This is a genomic window from Lysinibacillus sp. FSL W8-0992, from assembly GCF_038008685.1.
Classification (GTDB): domain Bacteria; phylum Bacillota; class Bacilli; order Bacillales_A; family Planococcaceae; genus Lysinibacillus.
In genome coordinates this window covers 724,460-751,368 of sequence record NZ_JBBOZQ010000001.1, presented here as the reverse complement: position 1 = coordinate 751,368, position 26,909 = coordinate 724,460, and the positions used below count along the sequence as shown (strand labels likewise).

Here is a 26,909-nt window from a genome sequence, read left to right as displayed (position 1 = left end):
TCCCTTCTCTAGTAGAATTATTTTCCTAAACAGAACTGTGAAAACAGCTGATTTATTAGGCTTTCTTGCACTGTATCCCCAATAATTTCACCAAGTATTTCCCAAGTTCTTGTTACATCTATTTGCACCATATCAACCGGTACTCCAGCCTGTGCTCCAGCTAATGCGTCCTCTACGGTCGCTTGCGCTTGGTGGAGTAATGCAATATGACGTGCATTTGATACATATGTTAAATCGCCCGCTTCAATTTGACCCTCGAAGAATAATGCTGCAATTGCTTCCTCTAATTCTGTTATTCCTTCTTCTTGTAAAAGAGACGTTGTCACAATACGATGAGCACCTGCTAATTCTTTTACACGGTCTAAATCAATTTTTTGCGGTAAATCTGTTTTATTGACAATGACGATATAATCCATCGCCTCAATTGTTTCGAAAAGACGCTCATCCTCAATCGTTAATTCATCCGCATAGTTTAATACGAATAAAATTAAATCTGCGCTTTGTAACGCCTCACGAGAACGTTCAACACCAATTCGCTCTACAATATCTTCTGTTTCACGAATGCCGGCCGTATCGACTAAACGAAGAGGTACGCCACGTACATTTACGTACTCTTCTATAATATCACGAGTTGTACCTGCTATATCTGTCACAATCGCTTTATTTTCTTGCACTAAACTATTTAAAAGTGAAGATTTCCCTACGTTCGGTCGTCCTAAAATAACAGTCGATAAGCCTTCACGTAAAATTTTTCCCTGAGAAGAAGTTTGTAAAAGTTTAATAATTTCATTTCGCACCCATGTACATTTTTCAAGCAATACGGGCACTGTCATTTCTTCTACATCATCATACTCTGGATAATCTATATTAACCTCTACTTGCGCTAATGTCTCTAGCAATGCTTGGCGTAAATCACCAATGAGTCGAGATAATTTCCCATCCATTTGACCAAGTGCTACATTCATCGCACGATCTGTCTTCGCTCGAATTAAATCCATCACCGCTTCAGCCTGCGATAAATCAATACGTCCATTTAAAAATGCACGTTTTGTAAATTCACCAGGCTCTGCAAGTCTTGCACCATTCGTTAATACTAATTTTAATACTCGATTAACTGACACAAGTCCTCCGTGACAATTGATCTCTATTACATCCTCACGCGTGAACGTTTTCGGTCCTCGCATTAACGATAGCATGACTTCTTCTACTACCTCATTTGTTTTAGGATCCACTAAATGCCCATAATGAATTGTATGTGAAGCCTGCTGCGTTAAACTTTTCCCACCAGGCGATTTAAATATTTTATCTGCAATGGCTACCGCTTCATCTCCACTTAAGCGAACTATAGCAATAGCACCTTCACCCATAGGTGTGGATATCGCAGCAATTGTATCGAACTCCATTTCATTACCTCCTCAACGTTATCCACATGTGGATAATTAACCGATCAACACTTTCTAACATCTTAGACTAACATATTTTCGATAAAATCTAAAGTAAGGATAATTTCCAATTGTGGATAAGCTTAAATTATTAATCCTTCATCTATTTCGCTTTGAAACATGCAATATCCGACATTTTACGACTTGTTGTATTGTTACACATATTATTTGGCTTATAAGACAGTAAAAAACGGCCACTTTATCTATGATAAAATGACCGTTTTTTTTATAGCATATGTCTGTATGCCTTTTCGTAAAGAGAGCCTAAGCGTTCTTTACTGGTTCAATAACTAAATAGCGATTCGGTTCTGTTCCTTCTGAATATGTTTCAATATCAAGGCGATTCGCTAATTGATTATGAATAATTTTTCTTTCGTATGATTGCATCGGCTCAAATGCCACACGTTGATTTAAACGAAGTGCCTTATCAGCCATACGATCCGCCAGTTGCTCTAAGGCTACTTGGCGACGTTCTCGGTAGTTTTCAACGTCTAATTTAACCATTAGGAACTGTTTAGCCGTTTTATTTAATACAAGTTGTGTTAATTGCTGCAAGGAATTTAACGTTTGACCGCGTTTCCCGATAAGCAGCGCTGCCTTCTCACTATTCAATTGAAACATCACATATTTACCTTCGCGCTTTGTTTCAATTTCAAGATCTTGAATGTCCAATTGCTTAGCTATACTTACTAGGTAAGCTTTTGCTTCTTCAATTGGATTTATAGAGTGATCTTCTTCCTCTTTTTTAACTACTTGTTGAATAGCTTCAATATCCATTGGTTGTTCTGAAACTTGTGAACTTATTTTTTCAACGTCATCCACTACCATTTGTTCGTTCAATTGCTCAGTAGCCGTATTGCCTTGCTCAGCTACTATTTCTGTTTCTGTAGTTGGACGAACTTGTACTTCCTTTACAGTCACACGCACTTCTGCAGAACGTGCTCCAAAACCTAAAAATCCTTTTTTACCTTCTTGTAAAACTTCAACATCTACTTGTTCACGGGTTTTGCCAAGTTTCTGTAACGCCAATGAGATCGCTTCTTGTGTTGTTGCGCCTATTTGCGTAAGTTGTTTCACTTTTTAGCCCCTCCATTTTGAGCAGGTTGTGTTTTATTTTTTTGCCAAGGTTTATAAATATACAGGTTTTGAAGAATCGAGATAATATTCCCGATTACCCAATATAGTGATAATGCAGCTGGTAACGCCATACCAAAACCGATAATCATGAATGGCATAATATACATCATTATTTTCATTTGAGGGTTATCCATTGCTGGACCCGTACGTAACACGAAAAATTGCATGATACCAGCAGTTATTGCCAAAGCAGGTGCAGATTCTGCTAATGGGAAGATAAAGAAATTTCCTAAATCAAAAGCGGGTGTAGCATTCATTCGACTAATCGCATGATAGAAACCAATTAAAATTGGCATTTGAATGACTACCGGTAAACATCCAGCAACTGGGTTTACACCGGACTCACTCATCAGCTTCATCATTTCTTGCTGATACTGTTTCTGTGTTTGTGCATCCTTAGAAGCATACTTCTTCTGCAATTCCTTCAATTTTGGCTGAATTTCTTGCATTTTTTTAGAGCTCTTCGTTTGTTTAATCATCAATGGAAGAATTGCTAAACGAATAATAATTGTTACCGCAATAATCCCCCATGCATACGTACCAAGTAAATCAGCAAAATATTTAATTGCTGATACTAGCGGCCAAACAATGAATTCATTCCAGAAGCCTTGGCTTTCTTTGGATATTGGTTCATTAAATTCTGTACATCCAGATAGTAGTAATGCTACTGATACTAGCGACAAAATCACCCAAAGTTGTTTCTTCAACCGTCTTCCCCCTACAATTACTATTCACTTTTCTTAAATCTATATGCGTTGTCTTTATTCAATTTAATCATTTTGACTCTGAATAAAGTTATCAGTTATTTTATCATGCAAATTAGCTTTCACTCTACTAAATATGCCAATTATTATAGGCTCATGCAGTAAAGTGTTTACTAAATTTACAAAAGTTATCGTGGAATCTTTTATAAGTGTACTTTATCGCCACTTTGGTTGCCGTATGTATTACGATTTCTTCAATACTCTAGCAATTCGTAGTACATGCTGCAAACTTTGTTTCACTTCATGAAAATCCATAGTGGCCGCCGGATGTCTGGCGATAATAACATAGTCCATATTCGGCTTTAGTTCATCTTTTAATTCATGAATACTTTGTCGAATATAACGTTTAATTTGGTTGCGTGTTACCGCATTACCAAGTTTTTTACTAACTGATAAACCTACACGAAATTCTGTTTGTCCCTCTTTTGGGAAAAAATAAACGACAAACTGTCGATTCGCGAAAGATTTACCTTTTTTAAACACCTTTTGAAAATCCTCATTCTTTTTCACTCGTTGGCGTTTTTTCATTACTTTCACCTGCTACTAAATTATACTTTTGATCCTTATCGGCTTCAAAAAATAAAGAAAAAAAAGACCACTGATGTGGCTCAGTGGACTTATTTTATGCTGATAAAACTTTTCTTCCTTTACGACGACGAGCAGCAAGAACTTTGCGACCGTTTTTCGTGCTCATACGTGCGCGGAAACCGTGAACTTTGCTGTGCTTACGTTTCTTTGGTTGGTAAGTACGTTTCATTGTATATAGACACCTCCTGAATGAAAGTTGAATTTTTCAACATACAGACCTGCATATTATATAAAGTAAACAGCTATTTTGTCAATGAATTTTAAAAAATTCTTTTAATCCGTCTAATCTATGTTTTTAATTTCCCTCTTTTAAATTATCCACAGAATACTTGTTTTTTTTACACAGACCTGTGTATAGTATTTTTTGCCTTATTTTTTATCCACAACGGTTATCTACAGCTTTTTCACATAAGCAGTGCTTGTGGACAACTCAATAGTGAGTAATTCAAGGTTGTGTGGATAAGTTTCATAAACTATTGAAATGGCTTTGTTTTTCTGATACGATTACTGTGCTTCACTTTGTTGAAAACTAAAACGAACTATTCTTTTATCCACAACTGTTGATATGCTGTGGATAATTTTTATCACAGCCTTTGGTTAAGTATTATCCACAGCTTGTGATTTTGTGGATTAGTCGTAAAATGAACGTATTTACTTATCACATAAATGCACTATATTTTTTTTATTGCTGTATATGTATTGAACTGTAAAGGAGAATAGCAGCTTGGAACATTTAGAAGAATTATGGAATAATGTCCTGGCTCAAGTTGAACAAAAAATTTCTAAACCAAGCTTTGAAACGTGGCTAAAGTCTACAAAATTACTTTCTTACAATGGAAGTGGTTCGACAGTGACAATTGCCGCGCCAAATTCGTTTGCTCGAGACTGGCTTGAAAATCATTATATTCATTTGATTACAGGTATATTAACGGAGCTAACAGGCGAAGACTTGCTTATTAAATTTGTTGTTCAAAAAAACCAGGATTCGGACGATTTTGACTTACCAGCGCCGATTATCCAAGCTAAAAATAACGACCATCATGATATTTCACCAGGAATGTTAAACCCGAAATATACATTTGATACGTTCGTTATTGGCTCTGGAAACCGCTTTGCTCATGCTGCATCATTAGCTGTCGCTGAAGCCCCTGCAAAGGCTTATAACCCTTTCTTTATATATGGGGGAGTAGGGCTTGGCAAAACGCATTTAATGCACGCTATTGGCCATTATGTGTTAGAACATAATCCAAATGCAAAAGTCGTGTACTTATCATCAGAAAAATTTACGAATGAATTTATTAACTCTATTCGTGATAATAAAGCACTCGATTTTCGCAATAAATATCGTAATGTAGATGTTCTGCTAATTGATGATATTCAATTCCTTGCTGGAAAAGAATCTACTCAAGAAGAATTTTTCCATACTTTTAACACATTACACGAAGAATCAAAACAAATTGTCATTTCTAGTGACCGTCCACCAAAGGAAATCCCTACTTTAGAGGATCGCTTACGTTCTCGATTTGAATGGGGGCTTATTACTGATATAGCACCACCAGATTTAGAAACACGTATTGCGATTTTACGAAAAAAAGCTAAAGCGGACGGTTTGGATGTACCAAACGAGGTAATGCTCTATATCGCGAACCAGATTGACTCCAATATCCGGGAGCTTGAAGGTGCGCTTATTCGTGTCGTAGCTTACTCATCGCTAGTTAACAAAGATATTAATGCTACATTAGCCGCTGAAGCGTTAAAAGATATTATTCCTAATACGAAGCCAAGAACTGTAACTATTTTAGACATTCAAAATGCCGTAGGAGAGCACTTTAATATTCGTTTAGAAGACTTTACAGCTAAAAAACGAACAAAACTAATCGCCTTTCCTCGACAAATTGCGATGTTTTTATCGCGCGAATTAACAGATTTCTCATTGCCGAAAATTGGCGAAGAATTTGGTGGTCGTGATCATACTACAGTTATTCATGCTCATGAAAAAATATCTTCGTTGTTGAAAAATGACACTCAGTTGCAACAAGATATTAAACAAATTCGTAGCATGCTAGGGAAATAATCTTGTGGACAACTCAAATATTTAAACACAAACTTATACACAGTCTATCTACATGTGGATAGACTGATTTTATTCACATAGAAGCACTTATCCACAAATCCACAGGGCCTATTACTATATCTTTTATATTTAAATAAATAAATAATATAAATATGTGAGGGAAAAGAAATGAAATTTGATATTTTACGTGACCGTTTACTAGAAGGTTTAAATGATGTCATGAAAGCAGTAAGTTCAAAAACAACTATTCCAATATTAACGGGAATTAAAATTGATGTGACAAACGAAGGAATTAGTTTAACTGGTAGTGATGCTGATATTACAATTCAAACATTTATCCCAGTAGAAGAAGATGGACAACAAATTATTCATATTACAGAAACAGGTTCAATTGTTGTACAAGCACGTATGTTCAATGAAATCGTACGTAAATTACCAACAAATGAGGTAGAACTTCAAGTTACAACAGGTTTCCAAACGCATATTCGCTCAGGTAAATCTGAATTCCATTTAATTGGCTCAGATGCAGCTGAATATCCTTTATTACCCGAATTAACCGAAGATCAAAAATTTACTATACCTGCAGACCTACTAAAATCAATTATCCGTGAAACAGTATTTGCTGTTGCTACTTCAGAAAGCAGACCGGTGTTGACAGGTGTAAACTGGCAGATAAAAAATGAAGCATTAATCTGTGTTGCAACAGATAGCCATCGTTTAGCAAGACGTAAAGTACAACTAGAAGACTTACCAGAAGTTGAACATAGCGTTGTCATTCCTGGTAAAAGTTTAAATGAGTTAAACAAAGTGTTAGAAGACTCTACAAACCTTGTCCAAATTGTTATTACAAGTCAGCAAGTTTTATTTAAAACAGGAGATGTATTATTCTTCTCTCGCTTGCTTGAAGGTAACTATCCAGATACATCACGTTTAATTCCAGAAGAATATCAAACAAATGTAACGATTAACGGTAAAGCATTGTTACAAGCAATCGATCGTGCATCACTTGTGGCGCGAGGTGATCGTAATAATGTCGTGCGATTTGAAATTTTAGACAGTCAAGCGGTTGAAGTTTCATCGAATTCTCCGGAGATTGGTAAAGTACAAGAAGAAATACTTGTTGAAGCATTAGAAGGGGAAAACTTAAAAATTTCCTTTAGCGCGAAATACATGATGGAAGCATTGAAAGCAATTGATGGCCAAGATGTAGTGATTCAATTTACAGGCGCAATGAGACCGTTTATTTTACGTTCTGTCCATGATGATGCAATTCTACAATTAATTTTACCAGTACGAACATATTGATCCTCTAATTTTTATTAGTTGAGCAATGCTGAGAAAAGATATTTGTGTTACGTTTACTTTATTTGGATAAACTTTGGGATAGTCGCTAGTTGCGGCTATCTTTTTTTACTTATGATGTATTTTTAGGTATGATAGAGAGATAGACATTCTGTATTTGGAGGGTAACACAGCTATGAAAGACATTGAAATCGACGTAGAGTTTGTCACATTAGGGCAACTTTTAAAAATGACCGATGCTATTAGCTCAGGTGGAATGGCCAAATGGTTTTTACACGAAAATGATGTTTACGTAAATGGCGAGGTAGACGATCGCCGTGGTCGCAAATTACGTAACGGAGATGTTGTAAATATCCCTGGATCTGGCCGGTTCCGAATTGTTGGGCCTATTGGACAATAAATTATGCATATAGAGCAGTTAAAACTTACAAATTACCGTAATTATGACGCATTGGCGTTAAATTTTTCACCGAAAATAAATGTATTTATTGGTGAAAATGCCCAAGGGAAAACAAATGTCATGGAATCTATCTACGTTTTAGCGATGGCTAAATCGCATCGTACGACGAACGATAAAGAATTGATACGTTGGGATTCAGACTATGGTAAAATAGAAGGGGCCGTTCAAAAAAGGCATGGTATTTTACCGATAGAGCTTAGTATTACGAAAAAGGGCAAAAAAGGTAAGATTAATCATATTGAACAAAGTCGCCTAAGCCATTATATTGGTCAAATGAACGTAGTGATGTTTGCGCCAGAAGATTTGAATGTTGTAAAGGGAAGTCCACAAATACGTCGACGTTTTATCGATATGGAGATTGGTCAAATTTCGCCAGTCTACTTACATGATTTATTAACCTTTCAAAAGATTTTAAAACAACGTAATCACTATTTGAAGATGAATCAGGGCAAGGTAATGACTAACGACGTGATGTATGATGTTTATAATGAGCAGTATATTCACGCAGCTACCCAAATTATTCGAAAAAGATTTCAATTTATGGATTTGTTACAAGAGTGGGCAGAACCAATTCATGCAGGAATTTCACAAGGTAAGGAAACTTTAGTTATTAAATACCGCACCGTAGCAGGTATTGATAAAGGACAGACGACTGGTGAAATTGAAGATCTCTTGCTTAAAAAGCTAATAGAGGTTAAGGATCGTGAATTTGATCGTGGCGTCACTATGGTTGGTCCACATCGAGATGATTTGCAATTTTTGGTGAACAACTATGATGTGCAAACATATGGTTCCCAAGGGCAGCAACGTACAACTGCTTTATCATTAAAGCTTGCCGAAATTGAGTTAATTAAACAAGAAACAAATGAAACACCCATTCTACTTTTAGACGATGTATTGTCGGAACTCGACGATTATCGCCAATCGCATTTATTAAATACCATTCAGGGTGAAGTCCAAACCTTTGTAACGACTACAAGTGTTGACGGAATTCATCATGAGACGATGGAACATGCACAGCTGTTCCACGTGAAACAAGGTGCGATTGAAGAAAGTTAGCCAGGGAGTTTTTTAGATTATAAAAGAATGGTAATAGTCAGCTCGGTTGACTGTTCATTCATTTACACACAATGATGTTATGAAGGAGTAGATGGAAGCCGTGGCTATAGAAAACGAAGGTTTACAAGATCAAGCGTATGAAGCCGATCAGATACAGGTATTAGAAGGTTTAGAAGCGGTTCGTAAAAGACCAGGGATGTATATCGGTTCAACAAGCTCTAAAGGACTTCACCATTTGGTGTGGGAAATCGTTGATAATAGTATTGATGAAGCACTTGCAGGATTTTGTACTGATATCTCAGTTACGATTGAAAAAGATAACTGGATTCGTGTAGAAGATAATGGACGAGGAATTCCTGTTAGTATTCAAGAAAAAATGGGTAAACCAGCTGTCGAAGTAATTATGACAGTGCTCCATGCCGGAGGTAAATTCGGCGGTGGGGGTTACAAAGTATCTGGTGGTCTTCATGGTGTAGGGGCGTCGGTTGTAAATGCTTTATCAATCGAGACAATCGTCCAAGTTCACCGTGAGGGACATATTCATGAAATAAAATTCGAACGTGGCAAAACTAAACAAGAATTAACTGTTATTGGCGAAACAGATCATAACGGAACAACTACTCGTTTCAAAGCAGACCCAGAAATTTTCAAAGAAACAACCGTTTATGAATTCGATATTTTAGCACATCGTATTCGCGAACTAGCATATTTGAATCGCGGTATTCGAATTACAATTGCAGATGAGCGTGAAGATGAGATACGTTCTACTACATATCATTATGAGGGTGGTATTCGTTCTTATGTAGAGCACTTAAATAAATCTAAAGAGCCTATCCATGAACCAATCGATGTTCTTGGTGAAAAGGATGGTATTTCAATTGAAATTGCAATGCAATATAATGCAGGCTTTTCTTCGAATATATTCTCATTCGCTAATAACATCAATACGTACGAGGGTGGTACACATGAGTCTGGCTTTAAAACAGCTCTTACTCGTGTTATCAATGATTACGCACGTAAAAATGGTTTATTAAAAGAAGCTGATGCCAACCTTACAGGTGAGGACGTTCGAGAAGGATTAACAGCTATCGTATCTATTAAGCATCCTGATCCGCAATTTGAAGGACAAACGAAAACAAAGCTCGGTAACTCAGAAGTAAGCCAAATAACGAATGCATTATTCTCAGATGGATTTGAACGTTTTATGTTAGAAAATCCAACTGTAGCACGTAAAATAATTGATAAAGGCTTAATGGCTGCTCGTGCACGTGTAGCAGCGAAAAAGGCTCGTGAATTTACACGCCGTAAATCAGCGCTTGAAGTATCAAGTTTGCCTGGTAAACTTGCGGACTGCTCTTCTACAAATCCTGCAGAATGTGAAATTTACATTGTAGAGGGTGACTCTGCCGGTGGTTCAGCAAAATCTGGACGTGACCGTCATTTCCAAGCCATTTTGCCTTTGCGTGGTAAAATTTTGAATGTTGAAAAGGCACGATTAGATAAAATTTTATCGAATGCAGAAATTCGAGCAATGATTACAGCATTCGGTACTGGTATTGGTGAGGAATTTAATTTAGAAAAAGCCCGTTATCATAAAATTATTATTATGACGGATGCCGACGTAGATGGAGCGCATATCCGTACGTTACTTTTAACATTCTTCTTCCGTTTCTTAAGACCGCTAGTAGATGCTGGGTATATTTATATTGCACAGCCACCACTTTATCAAGTGAAGCAAGGTAAGCATGTTGAATATTGCTATGATGATATTGCGCTACAAGAGATTTTAGGAAGATTATCAAGTATGCCAAAGCCTGTTGTTCAACGTTATAAAGGTCTTGGGGAAATGAATGCAGAGCAGTTATGGGATACAACGATGGATCCAGAGCACCGTACATTGTTACAAGTAGAATTAGATGATGCGATTAAAGCAAATGAAGCTTTCGAACGCTTAATGGGCGATGAAGTAGAACCTCGTCGTCAATTCATTGAAGAAAATGCAGTATACGCTAATTTAGATATTTAATTTTTCTTGAGGGGAGGTCTACACTTTGTCAGAACAAGAACGCTCCGGTGTAAAAGGAGTTAATATAACAGAAGAAATAGAAACATCCTTCCTCGATTATGCAATGAGTGTAATCGTTTCGCGTGCATTACCAGATGTGCGCGACGGATTAAAACCAGTTCATCGTCGTATTTTATACGGCATGCAAGAGCTAGGTAATACAGCAGATAAAGCGTATAAAAAATCAGCACGTATCGTTGGGGATGTAATGGGTAAATACCATCCACATGGTGACTCCTCTATTTATGATGCAATGGTACGTATGGCGCAAGATTTTAGTTATCGTTACATGCTAGTTGATGGTCACGGGAACTTTGGTTCTGTCGATGGTGACGGAGCTGCGGCGATGCGTTATACAGAATCACGTATGTCTCGTATTGCAATGGAAATGCTTCGTGACATAAATAAAAACACAATTGACTACACAGATAACTATGACGGCTCTGAAAAAGAACCAATTGTTTTACCAAGTCGCTATCCAAACTTATTAGTTAATGGTGCAGCGGGGATTGCCGTTGGTATGGCAACAAACATTCCTCCACATAATCTTGGGGAAACGATTGATGGAGTGTTAGCACTATCTGAAAATCCTGCTATTACAACCGAAGAATTGATGGAAATCATTCCAGGTCCGGATTTCCCAACAGGTGGGATAATTTTAGGACGTAGTGGTATTCGTCGTGCTTACGAAAGCGGCCGTGGCTCAATTATTATTCGAGCTAAAGTAGAAATTGAACAAAAATCTAATGGTAAGGAAACAATTCTTATTCATGAATTACCTTACCAAGTAAATAAAGCAAAACTAATCGAAAAGATAGCTGAGCTAGTACGCGATAAAAAAATCGATGGCATTACAAATTTACGTGATGAATCTGACCGCCGTGGTATGCGAGTAGTTATTGAAGTACGAAAAGATGCAAATGCTAATGTAGTCTTAAATAATTTATATAAACAAACAGCGATGCAATCAAGCTTTGGTGTTAATATGCTGTCGTTAGTAAATGGTCAACCAAAAGTAATGGGCATAAAAGAGATGCTGTATCATTATTTAGAGCATCAAAAAGTCATTATTCGACGCCGTACTGAATTTGACTTAAAGAAAGCGGAAGATCGTGCACACATTTTAGAGGGCTTACGTATTGCACTTGACCATATCGACGAAATTATTGCGATTATTCGTGGTTCTCGTAGTGGTGAAGAAGCAAAACCACAATTAATGGAGCGATTTAATTTATCTGAACGTCAGGCGCAAGCCATTTTAGATATGCGCTTAGTCCGTTTGAGTGGATTAGAACGAGAAAAAATTGAAGCAGAATATCAAGAGTTGCAAGTGCTAATTGCTGAATTAAAAGCAATCTTAGCTGACGAAGCTAAAATTGTTGAGATTATTCGTACTGAAATATTAGAACTTAAAGAGCGCTTCAATGATGCCCGTCGTACAGAAATTACATCTGGCGGTATGGAAATGATTGAAGATGAAGATTTAATTCCTGTAGAAAATTCTGTTGTTACTTTAACGCATAATGGTTATATTAAGCGCTTAGCTGCCAATACATACCGCAGTCAAAAGCGTGGTGGCCGTGGTGTACAAGGAATGGGTACAAACGATGATGACTTCGTAGAACATCTTATGAATACTTCTACGCATGATACGATTTTATTCTTCACAACTAAGGGGAAAGTATTCCGTGCAAAAGGTTACGAAATTCCTGAGTATGGCCGTACAGCTAAAGGTTTACCTATCGTTAACTTACTCAACATCGATAAAGGTGAAAAAGTTACTGCAATGATTCGCGTTGATTCATTTGATAAGGATGCTTATTTTATCTTTACGACGAAAACAGGTATTACGAAGCGTACACCAGTATCGCAATTTGCTAATATCCGTACAAATGGCTTAATTGCTATTAGTTTACGAGAAGATGATGATTTAATTGCTGTTCGTTTAACGGATGGTATAAAACAAGTTATTATAGGTACACGTGATGGGATGCTTGTTCGTTTCCAAGAAGATGATATTCGATCAATGGGTCGTACAGCAGGCGGTGTCCGTGGTATTAAACTACGTGACGGCGATGAAGTAGTTGGAATGGAAATCGTTGAACCTGGACAAGAAATTTTAGTTGTTACCGCAAAAGGCTATGGTAAACGTACAACCGAAGAGGAGTATCGTTTACAGAGTCGCGGTGGCGTTGGTTTAAAAACAATTCAAATTACCGACAAAAACGGTCCTATGGTAGCTGTTAAAACTGTGGATGGTTCTGAAGATTTAATGCTTATTACAATCAACGGAATGCTTATACGTATGGATGTAAATGATATTTCATTAATCGGTCGTAGTACTCAAGGTGTTCGTTTAATTCGTTTAGGAGATGACGAACTGGTTGCTACTGTAGCAAAAGTAGAAAAAGAAGATGAAGATGCGTCCGACGAAGATGAAGATGAACAAATAGAAGAATAAAAAAAGGCCGATGAAGACAGCCCTTGTTGCTGCTCATCGGTTTTTATTATATATCATGAAAAATAAGTAATAATTTTGAAATTCGTGATAATATATTAATAGACCTTAGTTTAAGTAAGTGAAATAGTAAAGAGGTGTTTAATTTCGTGGAAACGGTACATATCCCAATTTCAGAATTACGTTTAGGAAAAGTTATTTCTGAAGATATTTTTGCTAATACACAATATCCTATTATCTTTAAAGATACAGTAGTATCCCATGAACATTTACAAGTTTTTAGTGCATTCAATATTTCAAGAGCGCCTGTATATAAAGATAATGTGAAGGATGTTTTAGTAGAAACCGAAAAAGAAATAGATTTAGCTATACAACCGGAAGCTATCCCAACCTTTAAAAGAGTATACGACAATTCTGTGGAACAATTTAAAAGGGAGTTCAAAAATTGGGAGGCTGGTGCAAAGGTAGATATTACAAAAGCTCGTACAATTATTTTGCCTTTACTGGATATGGTATTAGAAGATCGTACTGTAATTTTTAATTTAAACGAGTATTCTAGCCCTAAAGATTATTTATATCATCATTGTGTAGCTACAGCTTTGATTTCTTCTGTTATTGCTCAAAAATTAGGTTATGATAAAGGGTTAACGATTCAAATTGCAATTGGCGGTTTATTAGCAGATTGCGGAATGGCTAAAATTCATCCGCGTATTCGAGATAAAAAAACGACTTTAACCGAACAAGAATTTGCAGAGATTTATAAACATCCTATATATAGCTACAACATGATAAAGGATTTAACAATCTTAAAAGATACAATAAAAGAAGCTATTTTCCAGCATCATGAGCGCTTAAACGGAAGCGGCTATCCTAAAGGTGAGAAAATCGCTAATATATCTATCTTTGCACAAATCATTGCTGTTGCGGATGTTTTTCATGCTATGACATGTGAGCGTATCTATCGATCTAAACAATCGTCGTTTAAAGTTATAGAAATGATTAATGAGTCGGAGTTTGGAAAGTTTGATATTAAAGTAGTAAGAGCACTGATTGATTTAGTGGCAGACCTACCTATTGGTACAATTATTGAGCTTTCAAATTTAGAGCGCGGGGAAGTAATGTTCGTTAACAAATATGCTCCAACTCGCCCAATAGTTAAATTAAGTATTACTGGTGAGATTTTTGATTTAGGTAAAAACCGTACTTTTTATATTTCACGAATAATTACAAATGAATAGCGTCGACAAAGTATTAATAAGGCAGTCATTAAGGTTCTGATTGCCTTATTAACTTGCTGTAATATAAGAGTGAATTAATGTTATTAAAAACTATTTTAATTTTTTTAGAGAAAGTGTTGACATAGATTATGAAACTTGATATTATTAATGAGTCGCCAAGAGGTGACACACAAAATGAAACAAAATGAACCTTGAAAACTGAACAAGCAAAACGTAATCAATATAGTTTTTACTAGCTAACTTCGTTAGTGAACGAAACAAAATTTTGGACATCAAAATTGATGCCAGCAAAACAATTTGAGCTAATCAAATTTCTTTTATGGAGAGTTTGATCCTGGCTCAGGACGAACGCTGGCGGCGTGCCTAATACATGCAAGTCGAGCGAACAGATAAGGAGCTTGCTCCTTTGACGTTAGCGGCGGACGGGTGAGTAACACGTGGGCAACCTACCCTATAGTTTGGGATAACTCCGGGAAACCGGGGCTAATACCGAATAACTTGTTGTCTCTCATGAGACAATTCTAAAAGACGGTTTCGGCTGTCGCTATAGGATGGGCCCGCGGCGCATTAGCTAGTTGGTGAGGTAACGGCTCACCAAGGCGACGATGCGTAGCCGACCTGAGAGGGTGATCGGCCACACTGGGACTGAGACACGGCCCAGACTCCTACGGGAGGCAGCAGTAGGGAATCTTCCACAATGGGCGAAAGCCTGATGGAGCAACGCCGCGTGAGTGAAGAAGGATTTCGGTTCGTAAAACTCTGTTGTAAGGGAAGAACAAGTACAGTAGTAACTGGCTGTACCTTGACGGTACCTTATTAGAAAGCCACGGCTAACTACGTGCCAGCAGCCGCGGTAATACGTAGGTGGCAAGCGTTGTCCGGAATTATTGGGCGTAAAGCGCGCGCAGGTGGTTTCTTAAGTCTGATGTGAAAGCCCACGGCTCAACCGTGGAGGGTCATTGGAAACTGGGAGACTTGAGTGCAGAAGAGGATAGTGGAATTCCAAGTGTAGCGGTGAAATGCGTAGAGATTTGGAGGAACACCAGTGGCGAAGGCGACTATCTGGTCTGTAACTGACACTGAGGCGCGAAAGCGTGGGGAGCAAACAGGATTAGATACCCTGGTAGTCCACGCCGTAAACGATGAGTGCTAAGTGTTAGGGGGTTTCCGCCCCTTAGTGCTGCAGCTAACGCATTAAGCACTCCGCCTGGGGAGTACGGTCGCAAGACTGAAACTCAAAGGAATTGACGGGGGCCCGCACAAGCGGTGGAGCATGTGGTTTAATTCGAAGCAACGCGAAGAACCTTACCAGGTCTTGACATCCCATTGACCACTGTAGAGATACAGTTTTCCCTTCGGGGACAACGGTGACAGGTGGTGCATGGTTGTCGTCAGCTCGTGTCGTGAGATGTTGGGTTAAGTCCCGCAACGAGCGCAACCCTTGATCTTAGTTGCCATCATTTAGTTGGGCACTCTAAGGTGACTGCCGGTGACAAACCGGAGGAAGGTGGGGATGACGTCAAATCATCATGCCCCTTATGACCTGGGCTACACACGTGCTACAATGGACGATACAAACGGTTGCCAACTCGCGAGAGGGAGCTAATCCGATAAAGTCGTTCTCAGTTCGGATTGTAGGCTGCAACTCGCCTACATGAAGCCGGAATCGCTAGTAATCGCGGATCAGCATGCCGCGGTGAATACGTTCCCGGGCCTTGTACACACCGCCCGTCACACCACGAGAGTTTGTAACACCCGAAGTCGGTGAGGTAACCTTTTGGAGCCAGCCGCCGAAGGTGGGATAGATGATTGGGGTGAAGTCGTAACAAGGTAGCCGTATCGGAAGGTGCGGCTGGATCACCTCCTTTCTAAGGATATTTTCGGAATACAAACCTTGGGTTTGTAAGATTACGTTTTGCGTTCAGTTTTGAAGGTTTATAAACAATTTTATAAAACTTCCAAGAGGGCCTATAGCTCAGCTGGTTAGAGCGCACGCCTGATAAGCGTGAGGTCGATGGTTCGAGTCCATTTAGGCCCACCATATATAACCTCTTGGGGCCTTAGCTCAGCTGGGAGAGCGCCTGCCTTGCACGCAGGAGGTCAGCGGTTCGATCCCGCTAGGCTCCACCAATTTTTTTATTTGTTCTTTGAAAACTGGATAAAACGACATTGAAATTGTAACAAACACATTTATTTTTAAATTAAGTTTTTTAGGCTTAATAACTAATAATAGGGTTTCAAGACACAAGCAGTTCTAGGAAGCAATTGAGTGAAAGAAGGAGCGTACTTACGTACGTGACTGACTGAACGAAAGAAGCTGACAACGAAATGCGCAGTGGATTGGAAGCCGTTGAAGGTTAAGTTATTAAGGGCGCACGGCGAATGCCTTGGCACTAGGAGCCGAAGAAGGACGGCACTAACACCGATATGCTTCGGGGAGCTGTAAGTGAGCTTTGATCCGGAGATTTCCGAATGGGGGAACCCACTACGTTTAATCGCGTAGTATCTTGACGTGAATACATAGCGTCTTGAAGGCAGACCCAGGGAACTGAAACATCTAAGTACCTGGAGGAAGAGAAAGAAAAATCGATTCCCTGAGTAGCGGCGAGCGAAACGGGAAGAGCCCAAACCAAGAGGCTTGCCTCTTGGGGTTGTAGGACACTCTATACGGAGTTACAAAGGAATGAGTTAGATGAAGCGACTTGGAAAGGTCCGCCAGAGCAGGTAAAAGCCCTGTAGTCGAAAGTTCATTCCCTCCAGAGTGGATCCTGAGTACGGCGGAACACGTGAAATTCCGTCGGAATCCGGGAGGACCATCTCCCAAGGCTAAATACTACCTAGTGACCGATAGTGAACCAGTACCGTGAGGGAAAGGTGAAAAGCACCCCGGAAGGGGAGTGAAAGAGATCCTGAAACCGTGTGCCTACAAGTAGTTAGAGCCCGTTAATGGGTGATAGCGTGCCTTTTGTAGAATGAACCGGCGAGTTACGATTACGTGCGAGGTTAAGCTTTAGAAGGCGGAGCCGCAGCGAAAGCGAGTCTGAATAGGGCGAATTAGTACGTGGTCGTAGACCCGAAACCAGGTGATCTACCCATGTCCAGGGTGAAGGTGAGGTAACACTTACTGGAGGCCCGAACCCACGCACGTTGAAAAGTGCGGGGATGAGGTGTGGGTAGCGGAGAAATTCCAATCGAACTTGGAGATAGCTGGTTCTCTCCGAAATAGCTTTAGGGCTAGCCTCGTGATGAGAATACTGGAGGTAGAGCACTGTTTGGACTAGGGGGCCATCCCGGTTTACCGAATTCAGACAAACTCCGAATGCCAGATATTTATACACGGGAGTCAGACTGCGAGTGATAAGATCCGTAGTCAAAAGGGAAACAGCCCAGACCACCAGCTAAGGTCCCAAAGTAATCGTTAAGTGGAAAAGGATGTGGCGTTGCACAGACAACCAGGATGTTGGCTTAGAAGCAGCCATCATTTAAAGAGTGCGTAATAGCTCACTGGTCGAGTGACGCTGCGCCGAAAATGTATCGGGGCTAAACGATTCACCGAAGCTGTGGATTGACATCTACGATGTCAGTGGTAGGAGAGCGTTCTAAGTGCGTTGAAGTCAGACCGGAAGGACTGGTGGAGCGCTTAGAAGTGAGAATGCCGGTATGAGTAGCGAAAGACGGGTGAGAATCCCGTCCACCGTATGACTAAGGTTTCCTGAGGAAGGCTCGTCCGCTCAGGGTTAGTCGGGACCTAAGCCGAGGCCGATAGGCGTAGGCGATGGACAACAGGTTGATATTCCTGTACCACCTCCTCACCGTTTGAGAAATGGGGGGACGCAGTAGGATAGGGTAAGCGCGCCGTTGGTTGTGCGCGTCCAAGCAGTAAGGCGTGTGTGTAGGCAAATCCGCACACTATAACGTTGAGCTGTGATGGCGAGTCCGTATGGACGAAGTTCCTGATTTCACACTGCCAAGAAAAGCCTCTATCGAGGTGAGAGGTGCCCGTACCGCAAACCGACACAGGTAGTCGAGGAGAGAATCCTAAGGTGTGCGAGAGAACTCTCGTTAAGGAACTCGGCAAAATGACCCCGTAACTTCGGGAGAAGGGGTGCTCTTGAGCGTGCAAGCGCACGAGAGCCGCAGTGAATAGGCCCAGGCGACTGTTTAGCAAAAACACAGGTCTCTGCAAAACCGTAAGGTGACGTATAGGGGCTGACGCCTGCCCGGTGCTGGAAGGTTAAGAGGAGTGGTTAGCGCAAGCGAAGCTGCGAATTGAAGCCCCAGTAAACGGCGGCCGTAACTATAACGGTCCTAAGGTAGCGAAATTCCTTGTCGGGTAAGTTCCGACCCGCACGAAAGGCGTAACGATCTGGGCACTGTCTCAACGAGAGACTCGGTGAAATTATAGTACCTGTGAAGATGCAGGTTACCCGCGACAGGACGGAAAGACCCCGTGGAGCTTTACTGTAGCCTGATATTGAATTTTGGTACAACTTGTACAGGATAGGTAGGAGCCAGAGATCTCGGAGCGCCAGCTTCGAAGGAGGCGTCGGTGGGATACTACCCTGGTTGTATTGAAATTCTAACCCATGCCCCTTAGCGGGGCAGGAGACAGTGTCAGGCGGACAGTTTGACTGGGGCGGTCGCCTCCTAAAAGGTAACGGAGGCGCCCAAAGGTTCCCTCAGAATGGTTGGAAATCATTCGTAGAGTGTAAAGGCACAAGGGAGCTTGACTGCGAGACCTACAAGTCGAGCAGGGTCGAAAGACGGGCTTAGTGATCCGGTGGTTCCGCATGGAAGGGCCATCGCTCAACGGATAAAAGCTACCCCGGGGATAACAGGCTTATCTCCCCCAAGAGTCCACATCGACGGGGAGGTTTGGCACCTCGATGTCGGCTCATCGCATCCTGGGGCTGTAGTCGGTCCCAAGGGTTGGGCTGTTCGCCCATTAAAGCGGTACGCGAGCTGGGTTCAGAACGTCGTGAGACAGTTCGGTCCCTATCCGTCGTGGGCGTAGGAAATTTGAGAGGAGCTGTCCTTAGTACGAGAGGACCGGGATGGACACACCGCTGGTGTACCAGTTGTCTTGCCAAAGGCATCGCTGGGTAGCTATGTGTGGACGGGATAAGTGCTGAAAGCATCTAAGCATGAAGCCCCCCTCAAGATGAGATTTCCCATTACGCAAGTAAGTAAGATCCCTCAAAGACGATGAGGTAGATAGGTTCGAGGTGGAAGTGTGGTGACACATGGAGCTGACGAATACTAATCGATCGAGGACTTAACCAAAAAAAGTTTGAAACATTCAATGAACCGTTTATCCAGTTTTGAAAGAACAAAATCTTTCAACAAAATATAAGGTCTAGTGATGATGGCAAAGAGGTCACACCCGTTCCCATACCGAACACGGAAGTTAAGCTCTTTAGCGCCGATGGTAGTTGGGGGCTTCCCCCTGTGAGAGTAGGACGTCGCTAGGCACACAAAGCAGTCAGCAATAGCTGGCTGTTTTTTTGTTTTATCTAAAAATAAAGATTTAATAGAGACGATTGTGTAATTAAACGAATTGCGAAAGATAGATGATGCTAGAAGCCCGTTAGGGGTATTCGAGTAAATACGACCACCATATAGATTCAGAGAAAGTTCCATCTGTAAGTATAGATTCCCAAGGGGGGTAACAATCTATCATTTATTATTGAAGAGATAAGTGTTGTGATGAGTTTGTAATTGATGCATATTTATATCAGATGGGAAAGCAATACTAAATTTTTTCAAAGCTATGGTGTTAACACTATTGCGTATTTTCAGATGCTTGTATATATTTATACATATTTAAGAGAAATTGCAGATATTAATCACTTGTGCAATTTAAGATTTGGTATTTTTATAAGATTTATATTTTGATCGTTCTAATAACTTACGATTTATATGATGAATAGTAATTTTATTCAGTAAGTACCTTTTTATAATACTCAGTTGTTAAAAGATAAAGGCAGTAATGAAAGGGATTTATCCTTTGTCATTGCTGCCTTTTCAGTTAAGATTGTTTTTTTATAAAATGATGTTTTACATAGCAGAATTGCTAGTCCCTATTAGAGCCTTTATATGAATTTCTATGAAGGCTGTTTAATACAAGGGGGTTCTTTTTAATTAATGAAGAATATGGACTTCTGGCCATCATGCTAAATTTACACAGATGAAAACTAAGGAACTGTGTTTCCTCTATTCTTTAACTATAAGTAAGGAGGGTCGATACGGCTAAAATTTTATAGTTAAAGAATACATTATAACAAAATATTTGCTAAACGTTGATTCCAATTTAGGCACACAAGTTGTTTACGGAGTTGAGTATTATACTGCTTTACTAAATCGACAAATTTCGCTTTTTTAAGTTCTAATCTTTTTGCTAGTTTCCTATAATGTAACCATTACTTGAAAAAGGAGAGGGAATTTTGTGGATTGATGGTGTTTTTTCTGGTGGGGGATTGAAAGGGTTCGCATTAGTTGGAGCGTATCAAGTATTAGAAGCTGAAAATTTCCACTTTAAACGGGTTGCAGGAACAAGTGCTGGAGCTATTTTAGCAGCTTTTATTGCTGCTGGTTATAGTGGTAAAGAAATTGAATGTATGCTTGAAGAGTTGGATGTACCTTCATTATTAGACCCTCGAAAAACATTTCTGCCATTGCCGTTTATGAAATGGATTAATGTCTATAACCATTTAGGCTTGTATAAAGGGAAAGCATTAGAAAAATGGTTCTTTCAAAAATTAGCGGATAAGGGAGTTTACACTTTTGCGGATATACCCGAAGGTTCATTGAAATTAGTAGCGTCGGATTTATCAAATGGTAGAATTATTGTTTTACCAGATGATTTACACAAGTATCAAATCGATGCTAGTAATTTTTCTGTTGCTAGTGCATTGCGTATGAGCTGTGGTATTCCATTTTTCTTTGAACCGGTTACATTAAAAACAGGAAAAGGCGAATCAGTCATTGTTGATGGTGGTGTATTAAGTAATTTCCCTCTATGGATCTTTGATGATAAAGAAGGACGCAAAAAGCGACCAGTACTTGGTCTTAAACTAAGTAGAAGTAGTGAAGAACAATGTCCTCAAGTAATAAAGAATGGTTTAAATTTATTTGAAGCGTTATTTGCAACTATGAAAGGGGCACATGATGAAAGATATATTTCAAGAAGACATGAAAGAGATATTGTTTTTATTCCGGTAGATGATTATAGCGCTACGCAATTTGATTTAAATGAGGAGACAAAGGAAACATTACTAGAGATAGGTAGGAACCGTACTATTCAATTCTTAAAGACATGGCCTAGGTTTAGAATATAAAATTCTAAAAAAATGATAAAACCTATTGACGACTTATAAACTAGATGTTATTATATAAAAGTTGCTGTTACGACATGTAACTACGAAATAAAAAAACAAAATAAATGTTTGACATTATTTCAAAAACATGTTATTATATAAAAGTTAACTCTTACAAAACAGTTAACAAAATGAACCTTGAAAACTGAACAAGCAAAACGTAATCAATATAGTTTTTACTAGCTAACTTCGTTAGTGAACAAAACAAAATTTTGGACATCAAAATTGATGCCAGCAAAACAATTTGAGCTAATCAAATTTCTTTTATGGAGAGTTTGATCCTGGCTCAGGACGAACGCTGGCGGCGTGCCTAATACATGCAAGTCGAGCGAACAGATAAGGAGCTTGCTCCTTTGACGTTAGCGGCGGACGGGTGAGTAACACGTGGGCAACCTACCCTATAGTTTGGGATAACTCCGGGAAACCGGGGCTAATACCGAATAACTTGTTGTCTCTCATGAGACAATTCTAAAAGACGGTTTCGGCTGTCGCTATAGGATGGGCCCGCGGCGCATTAGCTAGTTGGTGAGGTAACGGCTCACCAAGGCGACGATGCGTAGCCGACCTGAGAGGGTGATCGGCCACACTGGGACTGAGACACGGCCCAGACTCCTACGGGAGGCAGCAGTAGGGAATCTTCCACAATGGGCGAAAGCCTGATGGAGCAACGCCGCGTGAGTGAAGAAGGATTTCGGTTCGTAAAACTCTGTTGTAAGGGAAGAACAAGTACAGTAGTAACTGGCTGTACCTTGACGGTACCTTATTAGAAAGCCACGGCTAACTACGTGCCAGCAGCCGCGGTAATACGTAGGTGGCAAGCGTTGTCCGGAATTATTGGGCGTAAAGCGCGCGCAGGTGGTTTCTTAAGTCTGATGTGAAAGCCCACGGCTCAACCGTGGAGGGTCATTGGAAACTGGGAGACTTGAGTGCAGAAGAGGATAGTGGAATTCCAAGTGTAGCGGTGAAATGCGTAGAGATTTGGAGGAACACCAGTGGCGAAGGCGACTATCTGGTCTGTAACTGACACTGAGGCGCGAAAGCGTGGGGAGCAAACAGGATTAGATACCCTGGTAGTCCACGCCGTAAACGATGAGTGCTAAGTGTTAGGGGGTTTCCGCCCCTTAGTGCTGCAGCTAACGCATTAAGCACTCCGCCTGGGGAGTACGGTCGCAAGACTGAAACTCAAAGGAATTGACGGGGGCCCGCACAAGCGGTGGAGCATGTGGTTTAATTCGAAGCAACGCGAAGAACCTTACCAGGTCTTGACATCCCATTGACCACTGTAGAGATACAGTTTTCCCTTCGGGGACAACGGTGACAGGTGGTGCATGGTTGTCGTCAGCTCGTGTCGTGAGATGTTGGGTTAAGTCCCGCAACGAGCGCAACCCTTGATCTTAGTTGCCATCATTTAGTTGGGCACTCTAAGGTGACTGCCGGTGACAAACCGGAGGAAGGTGGGGATGACGTCAAATCATCATGCCCCTTATGACCTGGGCTACACACGTGCTACAATGGACGATACAAACGGTTGCCAACTCGCGAGAGGGAGCTAATCCGATAAAGTCGTTCTCAGTTCGGATTGTAGGCTGCAACTCGCCTACATGAAGCCGGAATCGCTAGTAATCGCGGATCAGCATGCCGCGGTGAATACGTTCCCGGGCCTTGTACACACCGCCCGTCACACCACGAGAGTTTGTAACACCCGAAGTCGGTGAGGTAACCTTTTGGAGCCAGCCGCCGAAGGTGGGATAGATGATTGGGGTGAAGTCGTAACAAGGTAGCCGTATCGGAAGGTGCGGCTGGATCACCTCCTTTCTAAGGATATTTTCGGAATACAAACCTTGGGTTTGTAAGATTACGTTTTGCGTTCAGTTTTGAAGGTTCATCATTACGATGAAATACTTCAAAACTTGTTCTTTGAAAACTGGATAAAACGACATTGAAATTGTAACAAACACATTTATTTTTAAATTAAGTTTTTTAGGCTTAATAACTAGGTTAAGTTATTAAGGGCGCACGGCGAATGCCTTGGCACTAGGAGCCGAAGAAGGACGGCACTAACACCGATATGCTTCGGGGAGCTGTAAGTGAGCTTTGATCCGGAGATTTCCGAATGGGGGAACCCACTACGTTTAATCGCGTAGTATCTTGACGTGAATACATAGCGTCTTGAAGGCAGACCCAGGGAACTGAAACATCTAAGTACCTGGAGGAAGAGAAAGAAAAATCGATTCCCTGAGTAGCGGCGAGCGAAACGGGAAGAGCCCAAACCAAGAGGCTTGCCTCTTGGGGTTGTAGGACACTCTATACGGAGTTACAAAGGAATGAGTTAGATGAAGCGACTTGGAAAGGTCCGCCAGAGCAGGTAAAAGCCCTGTAGTCGAAAGTTTATTCCCTCCAGAGTGGATCCTGAGTACGGCGGAACACGTGAAATTCCGTCGGAATCCGGGAGGACCATCTCCCAAGGCTAAATACTACCTAGTGACCGATAGTGAACCAGTACCGTGAGGGAAAGGTGAAAAGCACCCCGGAAGGGGAGTGAAAGAGATCCTGAAACCGTGTGCCTACAAGTAGTTAGAGCCCGTTAATGGGTGATAGCGTGCCTTTTGTAGAATGAACCGGCGAGTTACGATTACGTGCGAGGTTAAGCTTTATAAGGCGGAGCCGCAGCGAAAGCGAGTCTGAATAGGGCGAATTAGTACGTGGTCGTAGACCCGAAACCAGGTGATCTACCCATGTCCAGGGTGAAGGTGAGGTAACACTTACTGGAGGCCCGAACCCACGCACGTTGAAAAGTGCGGGGATGAGGTGTGGGTAGCGGAGAAATTCCAATCGAACTTGGAGATAGCTGGTTCTCTCCGAAATAGCTTTAGGGCTAGCCTCGTGATGAGAATACTGGAGGTAGAGCACTGTTTGGACTAGGGGGCCATCCCGGTTTACCGAATTCAGACAAACTCCGAATGCCAGATATTTATACACGGGAGTCAGACTGCGAGTGATAAGATCCGTAGTCAAAAGGGAAACAGCCCAGACCACCAGCTAAGGTCCCAAAGTAATCGTTAAGTGGAAAAGGATGTGGCGTTGCACAGACAACCAGGATGTTGGCTTAGAAGCAGCCATCATTTAAAGAGTGCGTAATAGCTCACTGGTCGAGTGACGCTGCGCCGAAAATGTATCGGGGCTAAACGATTCACCGAAGCTGTGGATTGACATCTACGATGTCAGTGGTAGGAGAGCGTTCTAAGTGCGTTGAAGTCAGACCGGAAGGACTGGTGGAGCGCTTAGAAGTGAGAATGCCGGTATGAGTAGCGAAAGACGGGTGAGAATCCCGTCCACCGTATGACTAAGGTTTCCTGAGGAAGGCTCGTCCGCTCAGGGTTAGTCGGGACCTAAGCCGAGGCCGATAGGCGTAGGCGATGGACAACAGGTTGATATTCCTGTACCACCTCCTCACCGTTTGAGAAATGGGGGGACGCAGTAGGATAGGGTAAGCGCGCCGTTGGTTGTGCGCGTCCAAGCAGTAAGGCGTGTGTGTAGGCAAATCCGCACACTGTAACGTTGAGCTGTGATGGCGAGTCCGTATGGACGAAGTTCCTGATTTCACACTGCCAAGAAAAGCCTCTATCGAGGTGAGAGGTGCCCGTACCGCAAACCGACACAGGTAGTCGAGGAGAGAATCCTAAGGTGTGCGAGAGAACTCTCGTTAAGGAACTCGGCAAAATGACCCCGTAACTTCGGGAGAAGGGGTGCTCTTGAGCGTGCAAGCGCACGAGAGCCGCAGTGAATAGGCCCAGGCGACTGTTTAGCAAAAACACAGGTCTCTGCAAAACCGTAAGGTGACGTATAGGGGCTGACGCCTGCCCGGTGCTGGAAGGTTAAGAGGAGTGGTTAGCGCAAGCGAAGCTGCGAATTGAAGCCCCAGTAAACGGCGGCCGTAACTATAACGGTCCTAAGGTAGCGAAATTCCTTGTCGGGTAAGTTCCGACCCGCACGAAAGGCGTAACGATCTGGGCACTGTCTCAACGAGAGACTCGGTGAAATTATAGTACCTGTGAAGATGCAGGTTACCCGCGACAGGACGGAAAGACCCCGTGGAGCTTTACTGTAGCCTGATATTGAATTTTGGTACAACTTGTACAGGATAGGTAGGAGCCAGAGATCTCGGAGCGCCAGCTTCGAAGGAGGCGTCGGTGGGATACTACCCTGGTTGTATTGAAATTCTAACCCATGCCCCTTAGCGGGGCAGGAGACAGTGTCAGGCGGACAGTTTGACTGGGGCGGTCGCCTCCTAAAAGGTAACGGAGGCGCCCAAAGGTTCCCTCAGAATGGTTGGAAATCATTCGTAGAGTGTAAAGGCACAAGGGAGCTTGACTGCGAGACCTACAAGTCGAGCAGGGTCGAAAGACGGGCTTAGTGATCCGGTGGTTCCGCATGGAAGGGCCATCGCTCAACGGATAAAAGCTACCCCGGGGATAACAGGCTTATCTCCCCCAAGAGTCCACATCGACGGGGAGGTTTGGCACCTCGATGTCGGCTCATCGCATCCTGGGGCTGTAGTCGGTCCCAAGGGTTGGGCTGTTCGCCCATTAAAGCGGTACGCGAGCTGGGTTCAGAACGTCGTGAGACAGTTCGGTCCCTATCCGTCGTGGGCGTAGGAAATTTGAGAGGAGCTGTCCTTAGTACGAGAGGACCGGGATGGACACACCGCTGGTGTACCAGTTGTCTTGCCAAAGGCATCGCTGGGTAGCTATGTGTGGACGGGATAAGTGCTGAAAGCATCTAAGCATGAAGCCCCCCTCAAGATGAGATTTCCCATTACGCAAGTAAGTAAGATCCCTCAAAGACGATGAGGTAGATAGGTTCGAGGTGGAAGTGTGGTGACACATGGAGCTGACGAATACTAATCGATCGAGGACTTAACCAAAAAAAGTTTGAAACATTCAATG

General features: G+C 41.6%; 13 protein-coding genes, 2 tRNA genes and 5 rRNA genes. 15 read left to right on the top strand and 5 right to left on the bottom strand.

Annotated elements, in window-relative coordinates; translation table 11 throughout:
• Positions 1 to 17: 17 nt before the first annotated feature.
• The 5 genes from mnmE to rpmH form a co-directional block, all read right to left on the bottom strand.
• Entirely contained in the window at positions 18 to 1,403 is a 1,386-nt protein-coding gene (gene mnmE / locus NSQ74_RS03510) for a tRNA uridine-5-carboxymethylaminomethyl(34) synthesis GTPase MnmE (RefSeq protein ID WP_340821520.1), read from the bottom strand.
• A gap of 303 nt (positions 1,404 to 1,706) precedes the next feature.
• Positions 1,707 to 2,519 (bottom strand): RNA-binding cell elongation regulator Jag/EloR, encoded by an 813-nt coding sequence (jag, locus tag NSQ74_RS03505; RefSeq protein WP_340821519.1) that lies wholly within the window; start codon positions 2,517 to 2,519, stop codon positions 1,707 to 1,709.
• On the bottom strand, positions 2,516 to 3,286 hold the full coding sequence (gene yidC, locus NSQ74_RS03500; protein WP_340821518.1) for a membrane protein insertase YidC: 771 nt from the start codon (positions 3,284 to 3,286) through the stop codon (positions 2,516 to 2,518). Before yidC ends, jag begins: the two co-directional genes overlap by 4 nt.
• Positions 3,287 to 3,526: 240 nt before the next feature.
• Positions 3,527 to 3,871 carry a ribonuclease P protein component gene (gene rnpA, locus NSQ74_RS03495; RefSeq protein WP_340821516.1) on the bottom strand — a complete coding sequence of 115 codons (345 nt, stop codon included), beginning with the start codon at positions 3,869 to 3,871 and terminating at the stop codon, positions 3,527 to 3,529.
• 94 nt (positions 3,872 to 3,965) lie between these two features.
• The gene (rpmH, locus tag NSQ74_RS03490; RefSeq protein ID WP_004233310.1) at positions 3,966 to 4,100 is read right to left on the bottom strand and encodes a 50S ribosomal protein L34; all 135 of its coding nucleotides are present in this window, start codon (positions 4,098 to 4,100) and stop codon (positions 3,966 to 3,968) included.
• A gap of 555 nt (positions 4,101 to 4,655) precedes the next feature.
• Between rpmH and dnaA the strand changes: the two genes are divergently transcribed.
• The 15 genes from dnaA (at position 4,656) to NSQ74_RS03415 (ending at position 26,887) form a co-directional block, all read left to right on the top strand.
• Positions 4,656 to 6,005, top strand: coding sequence for a chromosomal replication initiator protein DnaA (dnaA, locus tag NSQ74_RS03485; protein ID WP_340821514.1), 1,350 nt, complete (start codon positions 4,656 to 4,658; stop codon positions 6,003 to 6,005).
• Positions 6,006 to 6,173: 168 nt separating this feature from the next.
• On the top strand, positions 6,174 to 7,310 hold the full coding sequence (gene dnaN, locus NSQ74_RS03480; RefSeq protein WP_340821512.1) for a DNA polymerase III subunit beta: 1,137 nt from the start codon (positions 6,174 to 6,176) through the stop codon (positions 7,308 to 7,310).
• Between the two features lie 172 nt (positions 7,311 to 7,482).
• Positions 7,483 to 7,707: a S4 domain-containing protein YaaA gene (gene yaaA / locus NSQ74_RS03475; RefSeq protein ID WP_340821511.1), complete on the top strand. Its 225-nt coding sequence runs from the start codon at positions 7,483 to 7,485 to the stop codon at positions 7,705 to 7,707.
• A gap of 3 nt (positions 7,708 to 7,710) precedes the next feature.
• Positions 7,711 to 8,826 (top strand): DNA replication/repair protein RecF, encoded by a 1,116-nt coding sequence (gene recF / locus NSQ74_RS03470; protein WP_340821510.1) that lies wholly within the window; start codon positions 7,711 to 7,713, stop codon positions 8,824 to 8,826.
• A 91-nt stretch (positions 8,827 to 8,917) separates the two neighbouring features.
• Positions 8,918 to 10,852, top strand: a complete 1,935-nt coding sequence (gene gyrB / locus NSQ74_RS03465) for a DNA topoisomerase (ATP-hydrolyzing) subunit B (protein ID WP_340821509.1) — start codon at positions 8,918 to 8,920, stop codon at positions 10,850 to 10,852.
• 25 nt (positions 10,853 to 10,877) lie between these two features.
• Entirely contained in the window at positions 10,878 to 13,352 is a 2,475-nt protein-coding gene (gene gyrA, locus NSQ74_RS03460) for a DNA gyrase subunit A (protein ID WP_340821508.1), read from the top strand.
• A 146-nt stretch (positions 13,353 to 13,498) separates the two neighbouring features.
• Entirely contained in the window at positions 13,499 to 14,587 is a 1,089-nt protein-coding gene (locus tag NSQ74_RS03455; RefSeq protein ID WP_340821507.1) for an HD-GYP domain-containing protein, read from the top strand.
• Between the two features lie 316 nt (positions 14,588 to 14,903).
• Positions 14,904 to 16,455 (top strand): 16S ribosomal RNA (locus NSQ74_RS03450).
• Between the two features lie 96 nt (positions 16,456 to 16,551).
• Positions 16,552 to 16,628: transfer RNA gene (locus NSQ74_RS03445), tRNA-Ile, on the top strand.
• Between the two features lie 13 nt (positions 16,629 to 16,641).
• Positions 16,642 to 16,717 (top strand) — tRNA-Ala (locus NSQ74_RS03440).
• Positions 16,718 to 16,942: 225 nt separating this feature from the next.
• Positions 16,943 to 19,870 (top strand): 23S ribosomal RNA (locus tag NSQ74_RS03435).
• A 72-nt stretch (positions 19,871 to 19,942) separates the two neighbouring features.
• Positions 19,943 to 20,058: ribosomal RNA gene (rrf, locus tag NSQ74_RS03430) — 5S ribosomal RNA — on the top strand.
• The 16S, 23S and 5S rRNA genes sit together here with 2 tRNA genes alongside, the layout of an rRNA operon.
• Before the next feature lie 972 nt (positions 20,059 to 21,030).
• Positions 21,031 to 21,924 (top strand): patatin-like phospholipase family protein, encoded by an 894-nt coding sequence (locus tag NSQ74_RS03425; protein ID WP_340821505.1) that lies wholly within the window; start codon positions 21,031 to 21,033, stop codon positions 21,922 to 21,924.
• 302 nt (positions 21,925 to 22,226) lie between these two features.
• A 16S ribosomal RNA gene (locus tag NSQ74_RS03420) occupies positions 22,227 to 23,778 on the top strand.
• A 181-nt stretch (positions 23,779 to 23,959) separates the two neighbouring features.
• A 23S ribosomal RNA gene (locus tag NSQ74_RS03415) occupies positions 23,960 to 26,887 on the top strand.
• Positions 26,888 to 26,909: the final 22 nt, after the last annotated feature.

Coding starts and splice junctions, on each gene's coding strand:
- mnmE (WP_340821520.1), bottom strand. CDS start 1,403: ATGGAGTTCGATACAATTGCTGCGATATCCACACCTATGGGTGAAGGT.
- yaaA (WP_340821511.1), top strand. CDS start 7,483: ATGAAAGACATTGAAATCGACGTAGAGTTTGTCACATTAGGGCAACTT.
- recF (WP_340821510.1), top strand. CDS start 7,711: ATGCATATAGAGCAGTTAAAACTTACAAATTACCGTAATTATGACGCA.
- rnpA (WP_340821516.1), bottom strand. CDS start 3,871: ATGAAAAAACGCCAACGAGTGAAAAAGAATGAGGATTTTCAAAAGGTG.
- dnaN (WP_340821512.1), top strand. CDS start 6,174: ATGAAATTTGATATTTTACGTGACCGTTTACTAGAAGGTTTAAATGAT.
- gyrB (WP_340821509.1), top strand. CDS start 8,918: ATGGAAGCCGTGGCTATAGAAAACGAAGGTTTACAAGATCAAGCGTAT.
- rpmH (WP_004233310.1), bottom strand. CDS start 4,100: ATGAAACGTACTTACCAACCAAAGAAACGTAAGCACAGCAAAGTTCAC.